The 14448-nt window shown below is 65.2% G+C and carries 12 protein-coding genes and 1 pseudogene; 4 read left to right on the forward strand and 9 right to left on the reverse strand.

The genetic code is table 11. The features are described 5' to 3' along the window. Window positions 1-61: 61 nt before the first annotated feature. The 4 genes and pseudogenes from B4V06_RS15790 (at window position 62) to B4V06_RS15805 (ending at window position 3335) form a co-directional block, all read left to right on the forward strand. Entirely contained in the window at window positions 62-685 is a 624-nt protein-coding gene (locus B4V06_RS15790) for a hypothetical protein (protein ID WP_123112927.1), read from the forward strand. Continuing rightward, window positions 682-1971: a hypothetical protein gene (locus B4V06_RS15795; RefSeq protein ID WP_498170576.1), complete on the forward strand. Its 1290-nt coding sequence runs from the start codon at window positions 682-684 to the stop codon at window positions 1969-1971. Before B4V06_RS15790 ends, B4V06_RS15795 begins: the two co-directional genes overlap by 4 nt. Window positions 1972-2002: 31 nt before the next feature. Further along, window positions 2003-2251 (forward strand): annotated as a pseudogene (locus B4V06_RS15800) (DUF7509 family protein); the annotation flags it as partial. Between the two features lie 100 nt (window positions 2252-2351). Next, window positions 2352-3335 (forward strand): bile acid:sodium symporter family protein, encoded by a 984-nt coding sequence (locus B4V06_RS15805; RefSeq protein WP_123112929.1) that lies wholly within the window; start codon window positions 2352-2354, stop codon window positions 3333-3335. A 37-nt stretch (window positions 3336-3372) separates the two neighbouring features. Here B4V06_RS15805 and B4V06_RS15810 read toward each other — a convergent pair whose 3' ends face one another. The 9 genes from B4V06_RS15810 to B4V06_RS15850 all read right to left on the reverse strand — a co-directional run bounded on the left by B4V06_RS15810 (window position 3373) and on the right by B4V06_RS15850 (window position 14345). Continuing rightward, window positions 3373-3726, reverse strand: coding sequence for a DUF8062 family protein (locus B4V06_RS15810; RefSeq protein WP_123112930.1), 354 nt, complete (start codon window positions 3724-3726; stop codon window positions 3373-3375). A 180-nt stretch (window positions 3727-3906) separates the two neighbouring features. Next, window positions 3907-4611: an ABC transporter ATP-binding protein gene (locus B4V06_RS15815; RefSeq protein WP_498170578.1), complete on the reverse strand. Its 705-nt coding sequence runs from the start codon at window positions 4609-4611 to the stop codon at window positions 3907-3909. Next, window positions 4608-5444 carry an ABC transporter ATP-binding protein gene (locus B4V06_RS15820; protein WP_498170579.1) on the reverse strand — a complete coding sequence of 279 codons (837 nt, stop codon included), beginning with the start codon at window positions 5442-5444 and terminating at the stop codon, window positions 4608-4610. Before B4V06_RS15820 ends, B4V06_RS15815 begins: the two co-directional genes overlap by 4 nt. Then, window positions 5437-6696 (reverse strand): branched-chain amino acid ABC transporter permease, encoded by a 1260-nt coding sequence (locus B4V06_RS15825; RefSeq protein WP_498170580.1) that lies wholly within the window; start codon window positions 6694-6696, stop codon window positions 5437-5439. The genes B4V06_RS15820 and B4V06_RS15825 overlap by 8 nt, the downstream gene beginning before the upstream one ends. After that, window positions 6696-7892, reverse strand: a complete 1197-nt coding sequence (locus B4V06_RS15830) for a branched-chain amino acid ABC transporter permease (RefSeq protein WP_498170581.1) — start codon at window positions 7890-7892, stop codon at window positions 6696-6698. Before B4V06_RS15830 ends, B4V06_RS15825 begins: the two co-directional genes overlap by 1 nt. A gap of 54 nt (window positions 7893-7946) precedes the next feature. Further along, window positions 7947-9095 carry an MFS transporter gene (locus B4V06_RS15835; protein ID WP_498170582.1) on the reverse strand — a complete coding sequence of 383 codons (1149 nt, stop codon included), beginning with the start codon at window positions 9093-9095 and terminating at the stop codon, window positions 7947-7949. Next, a complete protein-coding gene (locus tag B4V06_RS15840) occupies window positions 9092-10831 on the reverse strand; it encodes a hydantoinase B/oxoprolinase family protein (protein WP_123112936.1) in 1740 nt (579 codons plus the stop codon). Before B4V06_RS15840 ends, B4V06_RS15835 begins: the two co-directional genes overlap by 4 nt. After that, on the reverse strand, window positions 10828-12879 hold the full coding sequence (locus tag B4V06_RS15845) for a hydantoinase/oxoprolinase family protein (protein ID WP_498170583.1): 2052 nt from the start codon (window positions 12877-12879) through the stop codon (window positions 10828-10830). The genes B4V06_RS15840 and B4V06_RS15845 overlap by 4 nt, the downstream gene beginning before the upstream one ends. 113 nt (window positions 12880-12992) lie before the next feature. Continuing rightward, window positions 12993-14345, reverse strand: coding sequence for an ABC transporter substrate-binding protein (locus B4V06_RS15850; protein ID WP_176329396.1), 1353 nt, complete (start codon window positions 14343-14345; stop codon window positions 12993-12995). Between the last annotated feature and the right edge of the window lie 103 nt (window positions 14346-14448).

Consider the following 14448-nt stretch of genomic DNA (forward strand, 5'->3'; position numbering starts at 1 on the left):
CGAGGAGCGCCGGTCGGTGGACCGTCGGTTTCTTGTCGGTCTGGTTGTATAGCGATTCTCGATGTTTTCGCCCTCCACCCCGTCTCGGCGTGCCGTTCTCGCCGGTATCGGCAGCGGGCTCGCCGCGTCGGTCGCCGGTTGTAGCGGGTCCGAAAGCCGTCAATCACCGCCAGCTGATGGGACGATCGTCACCGACCACGCGGCCGTCATGACGCGTTCAACGAGCGACCGGCCGCCGATCGTCGCTCCGCGTGAGTCCACCGATACCGACGAGAGTGCCGACGACACCGCGTCTGACCCGCTCACTTCGCACGTTATTGGGAGCGAGAGCGGGAGTGAGGCAGTTGCGTTTGCCGGCGACGCCACGAACGTCGCCGCCGTCCGCCGCCTTATTTCGGAGACAGCGTACGCGAGCGAATCGGTCCTCCTCTACCAGACCCGCGTTCGTGACTGCTACACACTGCAGTTGAACTACGTCGCCAGAGACGATGACGGCAGCCCCGACGTTCAGTTCTGTCACGTGATCCGCGACGCCGAGGTTGACTGCGAGCGCGACGCCTGGGGTCACGTCGCGGCCGCCGTTCGACTTCCGTTTCCTGACGACGAGTATAGCGGGCTCTCCATCGGTACCGGTGGGAGCTGTGGCCGGATCCCGTCGCGGTACAACGAGAGTGAGCCGGCATGAGTCGGGAGACTCGTCGCTCGGTGCTCGCTGGCGTCGGCACCGCGCTCACGGGCACGCTTTCGGGGTGTAACGGTCTTACTCCGCTGTCGGGCGAGACGACCGTCGAGTACGACGAGTCGGCCATCGCCGCGCTGCCGGGCGCTATCCCGCGAGTACCTCCGGCGACACCGGTTCAGCCGACGGATGCACACCTCACGAGTGCACGCGACCGCATCCGCTTGCTCCTCGACGGGACGGATCTCTCGCAGATCCCGAATGCCGTCGTCCGAGACGAGCTCGCCCGCGAACGCGAGTCCGCGCGATCGGCGCTCTCCCCGGAGGACTCCGGAGAGAGTCGGAGTGAGGCGCTTGAGGGGCTCACGCATCCGCGCTCGGAGGCTATGTTCGTCGATGCCGGCCTCGCCGCGTTCCGTGATGAACTCACCGCGGAAGACGTCAGCACGCGTCGAGAGCGGGACCACGCTGACGCCGAGTCGTTCCTCACCGACTACTCACACGTCGGTCCACCGGACGACCCGACGGCGGCGTTCGTCGAGCATGCCCGCATTACCGACTGGGGGTATACGGGTGTCAGACTCACCGACCCGGAGTCGCGCCGCGAGTACGAGAACGCAGTCTTGCACGTCGCCGAGCTCGCGCAGAACGCCGAGTGGGGGCGGGCGTATGCCGCTGACGCCCGCCGGCTCTACAAGCGGTACGCATCGACGCTTGACGACCCGCGTGAGTACGGAGCGCACTTCGCGAGCGTCGCGGCGACGCTCACCGACGACATCGCGTCGCACGCGACGCGGCCCGACTGGGAAGCGCTGACGAGCGATATCAAGCGGGAGCTCTCGAACACTCCCGGCGAAAAGCTACTCAGGGAGCTGTCAAAAAATCGGTGGGCGAGCGCGCAGAACGCCGTCGAGCGCCGCGATGCCGGCCGCAAGGTCGGCGCCGTTATCCCCGCGTTAGGTGCGTTGACGGCGGACCGCGCAGTCACTGACGCGAAGAACGCCGTCTCGGACGGCGCGTACGGCGTGCCGGAGTCGGTGGACCCGATCGCCGCCGAACGGGCCGCTGCGGTAGACGGGCTCCGGGCGCTCCTCGGTACGTCCCCGGAACCCATCGCGCGTCGCCTCGCCGGCTCCGTTCACACCCCGATCCGGAACGCCGACAGGATCGCCGACGAGAACCCCAGTGGCGCCGACGGATCTGATCTCTACGCGCAGTACGCCGTCGCAAACCGCCTCGCGGCCGCCGCACCACCTGTCGTCCGGCGTGCTGGTGAGCTCCTCCGCACCTGAGTCGGCGACGCAGCGACTGTCGACACAGAGACTCGGACATAATTTCGGCGTCGGAGAAGCAGCCGGAAGCGTTCCCGAAGCGCTTTCGGAAACCCACGGTGACCGGTTGATCTTCGTGCACGAAGCTGACGTGACGAGCGCGATGATACGATCCGCACAGGTGCGATGGGACTTGCGAGTAGCGACACACGAGACCGAGTCCGAGCTCGTTTCGAAACTTCGGCTGTTCACCGGCATCATGCATCGGGAGCGCCGCGGCGATCTCGATCTGGTAGACTAGTTTGGCCCCAGCGATTCCGTTGGTCACACCGAGGCGGGAGGCGTCCCGCAATTCTGCCAGTAAGGGAAGCTTTCTTTCCGCGGACTGTCGCGGTAACCGTATGAGCGTTACGGGCGGAATTTCGCGGGCGGCACAGGTCGCGAGCAAGTACTTCGTCGTCTGGGTGATCGCGGCGGCGGGCCTCGCGCTCGTCTACCCGACCGCGTTCGTCCCGGTGCTGGACTACGTCAACCCCCTGCTCGGCATCATCATGCTCGGGATGGGGCTGACCCTCCAGCCCGAGGACTTCCAGCGGCTCGTCGAGCGCCCCGTCGACGTCGGCATCGGCGCGATCACGCAGTGGCTCGTGATGCCGCTGGCGGCGTACGCGCTCTACCTCCTCTTCGACCTGCCGGACGCGATCGGGGTCGGACTCATCCTCGTCGGCGCGGCGCCCGGCGGCACGGCGTCGAACGTGATGACGTACCTCGGCCGCGGCGACGTCGCGCTCTCCGTCGCCATCACGACGGTGACGACGCTCGCGGCACCCGTCGTGATGCCCGCGTGGACGCTGTTCATCCTCGGGGAAGCCGTCGACGTGACGTTCATGGAGATGTTCACGAGCATCGTCCAGATCGTCATCATCCCGGTCGTGCTCGGGTTCGGGATTCGGTACGCCCTCGACCGCTATTCGCCGAAGGCCGCGGCGGTCGGCGTCGACGTTTTCCCCGTGATTAGCGTCGTCGCCATCGTCGCCATCGTCGCGGGCGTCGTCGGCGCGAACGTCGACAACATCCTCACCGCGGGCGCGCTCGTGCTGGCCGCGGTCGTCCTCCACAACGGCATCGGTCTCGGCGCGGGCTACGGCGTCGGCCGCGCGTTCGGCATGTCCGAGGACCGCGTGCGGACGACCACGTTCGAGGTCGGTCTCCAGAACAGCGGGCTCGCGGTGGCGCTCGCGGCGTCGCTGTTCGACCCGGCGGCCGCGCTCATCCCCGCGCTGTTCAGCGTCTGGCACAACGTCAGCGGCCCCGCGCTGGCGAGCTACTTCACGTGGAGCGACGACCGGACCGCGAGCGGTCCCTCGGCATCCTCCCCGCGCTAAACGCGAGGCAGTTGCCTCGATTCTCCGTAATCGGTTCCTACGGCTGCGACTCGCTGGCCCCGGACGAAACGACGTCGTCCGTTTCGTCTGGGCCTTCGAGGTGGACGGTATGACGCGTGTGGCGTGCGTGGGTGGTCGCCCAGCGCCGAGCAGGGCGTTCGGAAAGGAACTGTTCCCCGTCCGGACAGTGCTGGCACCGAACGGTCCACGGGGTCACGTCGTCCGGGTAGTGACCGGTGTGCCGTTCGTGGTCGAGCGCGAACTGTTCGACCGCGCGGTTCCCGGCGTGGAGGTCGTCCAGTTCGTGGTCAAGCTCCCACTCGCGGCCACACCGAGCACAGGAGACGGTCGGGACACCGGAGTTCTCGGGAGCGGACGCGTCGTCAGTCACGGCTTCACGTTGCGTGCCACGTACTTGAACGCTGGACACGAGTTCGGTCTACGGCTTCGGATCCGCGTGGGCTGCGAGTCGAGTCGAACAGACGTGACAGCGCTGGCGTCGTCGGTGGGTGTGTAGGCTATTGTCCGCTTGACCCCCGCCTAAAGACGGGGGTATGCGCTCGTATCTTTATCATCCACCGAGGAACCGCTCGCGGACTTCTTGGTCGTGTAGTAACTCTTCGCCCGGCCCCTCGTACGCGTTTTCGCCGTTCACGAGGACGTACCCTCGATCGCAGCGCCGTAACGCCTTCTTCGCGTTCTGTTCGACCATCAGAACGGCTGTGCCCGCATCGTTGATCTCGTCGATCCGGTCGAACATGTCCTCGACGAGCTCGGGTGCCAACCCCGCGGACGGCTCGTCTAGTAACAGGATGTCGGGGTCAACCATCAGCGCCGACCCCATCGCTAACATCTGCTGTTGGCCACCGCTCATGGTCCCGGCGCGCTGCCGTTGCCGCTCTTTCAGAATCGGGAATCGGTCGAGAATTTCCTCCAGCCGCTCTTCGGGGACCTCCGGCAGGCTGAACGCGCCCATGAGGAGGTTTTCTCGAACCGTCATCGAGGGAAAGAGGTTGTCGCTCTGTGGTACGTAGCTGATTCCTCGCTCGATGACGGCGTTCGTGTCCATCCCCTCGATGGATTCCCCGTTGAGCGTGATCGACCCGTCCATGTACGTCGTCAGCCCGAGGACGGATTTCATCGCCGTGGACTTCCCCGCGCCGTTCGGCCCGACGATGGTCACGTATTCATCGTCGTCAACAGTCATATCGACGTTCGAGAGGATCTGGAGGTCCCCGTACCCGGCGTCTAACCCCTCGATTTCGAGCACCGTCATACGTCATCACCGCCGAGGTACGCCTCGATAACGCGCTCGTCTGACTGGACCGCTTCCGGAGAGCCCGTCGTCAGGACCGCGCCTTGGTGCATGACCACGACGCGCTCGCAGTTGTCCATGATGAGATCGATGTCGTGTTCGATGAGGAGGAACGAGTAGCCGTCCTCGACGAGGTCTTCGATCCGACCGAGGATCTTCTGTTCAAGGGTCGGATTCACTCCGGCTAACGGCTCGTCCAACAGGACGATATCGGGGTCGGTCAACAGCGCACGGGCGATTTCGAGGAGTTTCCGCTGGCCTCCCGAAAGGCTGCCGGCGGGCTCGTCGAGTAGGTGGTCGATCTCGAAGAACGCCGCGATTTCGCGGGCCCGGTCTCGGATCGTCTGCTCTTCCTCGACGAACTGGTCTCCCCGGACCCACGCGCCACGGAGCCGTTCACCGTGCTGGTTCATCGGGGCCAGAAGCAGGTTCTCGAACACGGTCATGTCGGCGAGCTCACGCGGAATTTGGAAGGTCCGAACCATGCCGTGCTGGGCGATGGCCGGCGGCTCCTCGCCGGTGATGTCCGTCTCGTAGAGGCGGGCCCGCCCGTCGTCGGGCTTGTGGAAGCCGGTGAGACAGTTGAACAGGGTCGTCTTCCCGGCACCGTTCGGGCCGATGAGTCCGGTGATGCCGGTATCGACGGTCAGATCGACGCCGTCAAGCGCCGTGATGCCGCCGAACTGTTTGGTGATCCCTTCGATTCGAAGAATCGGGTCGCGGTCATCTCCCACCGCCGGGCTGTCTGTTGGCGTTGCGTCGGGCGTCGGGGTCGGTGTGTTCCGTTCAGACATCGTCGGTCCCTCCGGAGGCGTCCCGCGACGGCAGCGGGATGTCGTAGTCCTGTTCGCCGAGGAGGCCCTCGGGCCGGTAGTACAGGATGAGTATCAGCACGACGCCGATCAGCATGAGGCGGGCCGCTGCGAGTTGAATGGAGTACTGAGACGGGACGTCGATGAACCGCGTTCCGTTGCGGATGCCCCAGAAGAACGCGGTGCCGAGAATGACGCCCTTGTTGTTGGCGGTGCCGCCGACGATGACGGCCGTGAAGGCGTAAAACGTGATCGTCGCGGCGAACTGGTCGGGAGCGATAAACCCGATATTGATCGCCCACAGCGCCCCGGCGGCCCCGGCGAGCGCCGACCCGAGCATCAGCGCTTGCAGCTTGTACTGGAACGTCTCTTTCCCGAGCGCTCGCGGGACGTCCTCGTCTTCGCGGATCGCTCGCAGGACCCTGCCGTACGGGCTGTTGATCGTTCGCTCCGTTATCCAGTACCCGCCGCCGAGCGCCGCGACCGACAGCAGGAGGACGAACCGATCGTAATCCATTCCGCCGTTAGGGCCGGCCGTCGGGTCGAACAGCCAGAGCGTGTTCCGGGTGAGTTCGACCATGCCGCCGCTCAGCGTCGGGAGGACGAAGTACCAGACGGCGACGAGCGGGACTAAGACGCCGAGGACGAGTCTCCCGCGGCGACCTCGGTGTTGGAACACCCTCACGAGCCAGTAGCCGGTGAGCCCGAACACGGCGAGTGACAGGATACCGAAGACGGCCATGTTCAGCGTGAAGCCGCCCAGGCTGAGCGGGAAGACGTCACGAAGCGGTGTGTACACGGTGTTGATGCCGAACGGCCCGTTGAACAGCCATTCCTCGTCGTTCACCACGGTGGTGAGGATCGTGGCGATTCCGAGCGCCGTGATAGCCAGGTAGTCTTCCCGGAGGCGCAGCGTCGGCACGCCGACCGCGAGAGAGACTAGCGCGGCGGCGATCATACCGCCGAGGACACCGAGGACCCACCCGAAGAGACTCCCGAGCGGGCCGAGAACACCGAATAGCTCCGGAAGTGCGAAGCCGCCGATGCCGCTGTACCCGGCGGCACCGGCGGGCATCGTCAGGACCACGGACACGTACGCGCCGATCATGAAGTACGCGACGTGGCCGAAGTCGATGAGGCCGGTAAACCCGAATTTGAGGTTCAGGCCGATACCGAACAGGCTGTAAATCGCGATGAACGTCAGGAGCGAGATGATGAAGTCAGCGACGGCCATTAGACATCACCCCAGATGCCTTCGGGTTTGACGAGCAGGACGCCGATCAGGATGACGAACGCGATCGCCACCCTGTACGTCGACGAGCCGGGTATCAGGTAGACGCCGACGTCCATGCTCAGTCCGATGATCATCGCGCCCGCGACCGCCCCGTACGGCGAGGAGATCCCGCCGAGGATCACGGCCGCGAAGATGGGGAGCAACAACGCGAACCCCATGTTCGGCGTGAGGTTCGTTGCGAACCACCCGGTGAGGATCCCGGCGAGCGCGGCGAGCATCGCGGCGACGACCCACACGACGAGCTGCACCCTGTCGGCGTCAACGCCGCGGACTTCCGCGAGATCCATGTTGTCCGCGGTCGCGCGCATCGCGCGCCCCAGTTTAGTGGTTTTCAAGATCACGTTGAGGACGAACATCGCGGCGATGACCACTGCGAGTATCGTGATGTGCTTGACGTTCAGTCCGATCTGTGTGCCGAGAATGTAGTCGGTTCCCTGCGGGCCGAGCCGTGCGAACACGCCCAGGAGGAGGACGGTAGCGATGCTCCCGGCGGCACCCAGGATTTTCGGCGGGATGAGGTAGACCGTGGTGAAATCTTCCTCTTGACGGTAGAGCGCGAAGACCGCGTACCCGACCGCGACGGCGGCGAGGATCCCGGCGACGATGAGCCACCACGGGTACCCCCACGCCCCGGTCGTGACGAGTTCACCGGCCTGTCGTTGGGTCGTGATGACGGTGAGTCCGCCCCCCGTGACGAGGAAATCGAAGTTCGTGGTGATGACGCGGGGCGTCTGGTACTGGATGTTCTTCGAGCCGACGAGGAACAGCACGGCGTTCCGTAACACGAGTGCGAGACCCAGCGACACGATCACCATGGTGATCAGGTCCGCGTCTTTCTCGCGGAATTTCCGGAAGATAGCGAGTTCGTACACCGCGCCGAGGACGCCGGCCAGCACGACTCCGATGACCGCTGCGAGCGCGAACGGGGCGGATCCGAAGTCCGGAAGGAACGGTATCTCGCCCGGGTTGTTGAAGACGAGCGCGAGGTACGCGCCGATCGTGATCATGTCTCCGTGTGCGAAGTTCGGGACCTCCGCGATGTCGTAGATGAGGGAGAGTCCCAGCGCTCCGCCGGCGATCACTGCACCGGTGATCAGCCCTTGGACCGTCGCGTCCAAGAGACCGGCGCTAACCATGGAGTGCACCTCCGCGAGCGGGACGACTCCGGTGTGGCGGCGAGTGTCGTGTCATTAGTGTGTTCGCGTGATGAGGACCGCTGCACCGATTGCGAGCGTGTTCAGTCCGACCAGTATCATAAATGCGCCCTCGTACCCCCCGGTGGCGTCCCGGATGGAGCCGGTGACGACCGGTAACACGAGTGCGACGAGGTTGCCGACCGCGATGACCATCGCTAGCGCGCTGCCTTCGGCGGCAGTCGCGCCCGCGGCGACGTTGTATATCGCGCCGAACGGAACTGATACCGCCAGCATGACGAGGAGCGGGAGTCCGACGCGAAGCGGGCCCGACGGCGCTGCGGCGAGTGTGCCGAACCCGAGTGCGGCCACTGTCGAAGCTCCCGCGATGATTTTCGGGTCGGTTATCCGAAAGCCGACGACCGCGCTCCCGCCCGCTGCCCGGCCGAGGGTTGCGACCCCGAGAACGAGCGCGTTCAACGGACCGAGGAGTCCGAGGTCCTCGAAGTACGAGGTGATGAACGCCGAGAGCGTCAGGTACGATCCGATGGCGGCGACGTAGCAGAGCGACGCGAGAACGACGACCGGATTCGTCAGTACCGATGCGCCGGCGGCGTCGGACGCCGTTTCCGACGGGGCCGTCATTCGATCGGCGCGATTGAGATACAAAATACCGACGGCAGGAATCGCAATAAGCGTGCCGAGCGCGTGGATACCGATCCCGTTCGTCGCGGTCACGAGCCGCGGCGTGATCAGGAAGCCGAACGCCCCGCCGAGCGTCAGCATCCCGCCGTACACGCCTTGTTGCCGGCTCGCGGCGTCCCCCCTGTAGAGGCGAGCGACGTGTGTCGCACCGACGCTGAGAACCAGTCCGGCGGCGATTCCCCACAGGAACCGGAGGCCGAGCACCGCCGGAAACGTCGGGGCGAAGTCCACGGTCACCGCGAGCCCCGCTTGGACGACCGTCGCGGTGATCAGCAGTCGGGTCGTCGTGGTTCGCTCCACGAGTTTGCTCGCCGGCCACTGCACCAAGACGAACGGAAGCAGCGTCGCTGAGAGCATGAGGCCGAACGACGCGTAGCCGATGTCGTACCGGTTCAGGTAGAATTCCGGGACGCCGGCGTACCCGAACATCACGTAGCCCATGCTCACGACGGCGAGATGCGGCGCAATCCGCAGGCCAAGCGGGGAGTTGGTGTGACTCATTCATCGGATTGTCCACCGTCGCTCACGGCGTCTGTGTCCGACCCGGTGATCTCGTCGATCACCGCGTCACCGTACAGGTCTCGGGCGTGCCCGATCGAGAGTTTCTCCGTACGGAGGTCTCGTTCGATCGCGGCCTTCGATCGGGCGGTCGGGTCGCCGTACCCGCCGGCGCCGGGCGTTCGAATACTCACCGTCGTTCCGGGGGGCAACGAGTGCGTGGATTTCTGCGGCAGCCGCTCGGTGTCGCCGTCGGGATCGATACGGACCGCGCTCCCGGAGTCGCCGTCGGTGCCGCCCAGCAGCCCGTACGGACGATGCGTCTGCCGGTCCGCGAGGAGGCTGAACGTCGCCGTGTGGTCCCTGACGGTGATGTCACGACGCAGGCCGAGTCCACCGCGGAACTCGCCCGCCCCGCCCGAATCCTCACGGAGTTCGTACCGCGCAACGCGGAGCGGGTAGGCGGTTTCGAGCACCTCCGCGGGCGTGTTCATCGTGTTCGACATGTGGACGTGCACGCCGTCCAACCCGTCTTTCCCGGCGCGTCCACCGAACCCACCGCCTTGGGTCTCGTAGAACGCGTACGGTTCGTCCGACCGGGGATCCTCCCCGCCGAACGTGACGTTGTTCATCGTGCCCTGCGAGCCCGCGACGACCTTCTCGGGAACGACCTCGGCGAACGCGCCGAGCACGACGTCCGTCACGCGTTGTGACGTCTCCAGGTTCCCGCCGACGACGGCCGCGGGCGGGTCCGGGTTCACGATGCTCTGCTCGGGCGCCTCGATCGTGATCGGCCGATAGCACCCGTGATTCGGGGGTATCTCCGGGTCGGTCACGCAGCGAACCGCGTAGTAGGTCGCGGACGCGGTCACGGCGAAGACCGCGTTGACCGGACCGGCGGTCTGATCCGCGGTGCCGGTGAAATCGACGAGGATCTCGTCGCCGTCGATCGTCAGCGTGACCTCGATCGGAAGGTCAACGTTTCCAGCGCCGTCGTCATCGAGCACGTCCTCGAACGAGTACTCGCCGTCGGGCAGCGACTCGATCTCCGACCGCATCCGGCGCTCGGAGTAGTTTTTGATCTCCTCGAGCGCGACTCCCAGCTTGTCGGCCCCGTACCGGTCCGCGAGCTCGCCGAACCGCCGCCGTCCGGTCTCGTTCGCGGCTTCCTGCGCCCGGAGGTCGCCGCGACGTTCGTCCGGCGTCCGGACGTTCGAGAGGATCATCTCGAAGACGGCGTCGTTCGGGTCGCCCCCTTCGAAGAGTTTCACCGGCGGGATCCGGAGTCCCTCCTGATAGATCTCGGTCGAATCCGCGGAGACGCTCCCGGCGTGCGAGCCGCCGACGTCCGCGTGGTGCGCGCGGTTCGCGGTGAACGCGATGAGCTCGCCGTCGTGATACACCGGCGTGACGAGCGTGAGATCCGGGAGATGCGCCCCGCCGTAGAACGGGTCGTTGAGCAGTATCGCGTCGCCGGGGTTCAGCGATTCGCGCGGGAACCGGTCGACTGCGGCTCGAACCGAGAACGGCATCGAACCGAGGTGCACCGGCATGTTCTCCGCCTGTGCGATCATCTCGGCGTCTGCGTCGAACAGGGCACACGAGCAGTCGCGCCGCTCCTTGATGTTCGGAGAGTACCCCGTCCGGATCAGGTTCGCGTTCATCTCCTCGCAGACCGCCGCGGCCGCGTTCCGGGTCACCTCGAGCGTTACCGAATCGATGGCTGAAGAGTCGCTCATGAGTGGACCTCCACGATGAGACTGCCGTACTCGTCCACCTCGACGGACTGCTCCGGGCGGACGACGACCGTGCTCTCCGCGCCCTCCACGATCGCCGGCCCGGTGAAACTGCCGGCGGGCGGCAACTGCTCCCGCCGGTAGACGCGCGTGTCACGCACCTCGCCGTCGAACTGAACCGGCCGCTCCTCGACGATCGCGTCCGCGACGTCCCCCGTGTTCGTGTCCTGCCGGAGGTTGGGCGTCTCGACGACGCCGCGAGCGCGCGTGCGAAGCGTGACGAGCTCGATCGGCTCGTCGTCGTAGGCGTGCCCGTAGCGTTGTCGGTGCTTGGTGTGGAAGCGGTCTCGGATCGTGGCCTTCGTCTGGGAATCGAGCGGCCCGTCAGGGATCGGGACGGACAGCTCGAAAGACTGCCCGGCGTACCGGAGGTCGACCGACCGTTCGAACTGCATCTGTGACTCGTCTAAGTTCTCGTTCGCTAACTGCTCGCGGCCGTTAGCGACGAACTCGTCGAAGGTCGCTTGGAGGTCGCTCGGCTCGACACCCTCCCAGTTCCGAACGCGAGAGGTACTGTAGTCGTACAGGATGTCGCTGATCAGTAACCCGAGCGCGGAAAGCACACCGGCGGTCCGCGGGATGAGCACCCGCGGAATATCGAGTTCGGCGGCGAGCGTCGTCGCGTGGAGTGGCCCGGCCCCGCCGAACGCGACGAGCCCGAAGTCTCGCGGATCGTACCCGCGTTCGACCGACACCACCCGAAGGGCCCGCTCCATGCTCGCGTTGGCGACGTCGAGCACGCCCTGCGCGGCGGCCTCGACGGACTTCCCGAGCGGGTCGGCGAGCTCCCGTTCGAAGATCTCCTCGACGCGGTTCACGTCGACAGACAGGTCGTCGGAGAGGAACGCGTCGGGATTCAGCCGCCCCAAGAGGAGCTGCGCGTCCGTGATCGTCGGGCTGGTGCCGCCGCGACCGTAACAGATCGGTCCCGGGTCGGCGCCCGCGGACCGCGGCCCGACGCGGAGCGCGTCGCCGTCGTCGATCCACGCGATCGAGCCGCCGCCGGCGCCGACCGTGTGAATATCGATCATCGGCACGTTGACCGGGTAGTCGCCGACCTCCACGTCGGTGGCGACCATCGGATCGCCACCTTCGACGAGCGAGACGTCACACGACGTGCCGCCCATGTCCATCGTGATCAGATTCTCGATGCCGGCGAGCCCGGCCACGTAACTCGCCCCCTGGACGCCGGCTGCCGGGCCCGAAAGCAGCGTGTTGACCGGACGCGTCCGCGCGATATCGGCGGTGATGATACCGCCGTTCGATTGCATGATCTCGAGGTCCGGGCGAATCCCGAGGTCGGCGATCTGTGTCTCGAGATTCCCGAGATACCGGTCCATTACCGGCTTTAGCGCCGCGTTGAGCGCGGTCGTCAACGTCCGTTCGTACTCGCGGATCTCGGGCAGCACCTCGCTCGACAGCGAGAACGACGCGTCAACGCCTTCTGCCTCCAGTATTTCTTGGATGCGACGCTCATGCTCGTCGTTCTCGTACGAGAAGAGGAGGCTGATCGCAACGCTCGAAATATCCGCGTCCACGAGTTGCGCTGCGACGTCACGAGCGGCCGCTTCATCGAGCGGTGTCGACACGTCGCCCCGTTCGTCCAGCCGTTCCGGGATCTCGTACCGGTGGTTTCGGGGAACGACGGTCGCCGGTTTCTCCGTTTGGAAGTCATAAATGTCGGGACGCGCCTGCCGCCCGATTTCGAGCACGTCGCGGAAGCCGCCGGTCGTGACTAACGCGGTGTCCGCCCAGTCTTCCTCGAGTACCGCGTTCGTCGCGACCGTCGTCCCGTGCGCGAAGAAATCGACGTCCTCGAATTGAACCCCCGTCTTCTCACGCGTTTGTTCGAGTCCGTCCGTGACGCCGTCTTCCGGCGCTTCAGGCGTCGAAGACGTCTTCGTAACGTCGAGCGTTCCGTCCGAGATCGTGACAAGATCGGTGAACGTACCCCCGATATCGACGCCGACACGGATATCGCTGCTAGTCATTAGTCCTCCCACCGCGGAGAGGCCGATGCACCCGTTGAGTGTAGCTGCCAATCATGGATGAGTTGGTGATAGAGCGCGGGCATCCCGTAGTTCGGCTACAGGATGCGAAATCGTTAGATCAGGTCACCGGCCGGAATCGTTTCCTGATCGACGAACTCGCCGTCCTCGACTTGCACGATAACCATGTCACTGGCGACGTCGCCGTTCTCGTCGTAGTTCACCTGCCCGCTCGGCCCCGAGTAATCGATCGTCGTCCCGTCATCGATCAGGTCGAATCCGTCGCCGACCTCCGCGTAACTCACGGTGTCACCATCGGGATTTGAGACCGGACGCATGCTTTCCTTGACCGTGTTCGGATCGGTCGTCCCGGCGTGATGGACCGCGAGCGCGTAGGAAACGAGCGCGTCGTACGAGTTCCACGAGTACGGCGAGAACAGGTCGGCGTCCGGGTACGCGTCGGCGTAATCCGCTTCGAAGCTACTCGTTGCGTCACCAGTGGGCGGGAGCGTCCGCACGCCGTACATCCCGTTGAGGATATCCGCGCCGACGTTGTTGAGGAAGTCCTGTGAGAGGAGACTCGTGTGCAGCACCCAGTTCCCACCGTACCCCTCCTCGTTCCACTGATTCAGAATGGTGGTCCCGCTCTCCGGGTACCCGGCGTACGCGATGAACTCCGGATCGTCGGCGTACAGCTCGGACAACGCCTGCTGGTACGAGGACTGTCCGGACTCGTACCCGACCGTGGCCGTCGTCGTCCCGCTAAACGTTTCCTCGAACGTGTCTGCGAGCGCCGCCCCGAAATCGTTGTTAATGTAGAGAACTGCCGCGGAGTCCGCTCCCTCGTCTTCGATGATCTGTGCCATGACCTGCGCGATGAACCGGTCGTTCGTCCGCGTCCGGAACACGAGGTCGTTGTCGTCGAGCGTGCTGATCGTCGGTGACGACGACGCAGACGTGATGTGCAGAACCTCGTTCGGAATACTCACTGATTGGGCGATACTGATCGTCACGCCGCTCGAAACCGCCCCGATCAGTCCTGAGACGTTCTGCGTGTTCACGAGGGAGTTCGCCGCGTTGACCCCCGCAGTCGAATTGGTTTCCGAGTCCTCGTCGAACAGTTCGATCTCTCTGCCGAGCGGCCCACCGGCGGCGTTGATATCCTCTAACGCCATTTCCAGGCCGTTCAGCATCGGTTGCCCGAAGTCACTCAGGTCACCACTGAACGGGATCACGACACCGACACCGATCGGGTCGCTGTCGCCCGCCCCACCGTCCTCACCGTCCGCCGAGTCGGAGCCGTCCTCCGAGTCGGAACCGTCGGACGACCCATCACCGCCGTCACCACCGTCGCCTTGGAGGTCTTCCTGACTACTGCACCCCGCCAAGGCCGCGACTCCGGCACCGCCACTCAGACGAACGAACCGACGCCGTTTGAGCCGCTCTGCAAACGTGCTATCATTCGACATGGCTACGAATCTCATATGTATCTCAGTATAAATATGTGGTTGTTAGAAACTCACACGTAATGCGTCGGCGCGATGTCATCGTATGAATCAGTATGAATTCTGC

It is taken from the genome of Halorubrum sp. B53, from assembly GCF_059752395.1.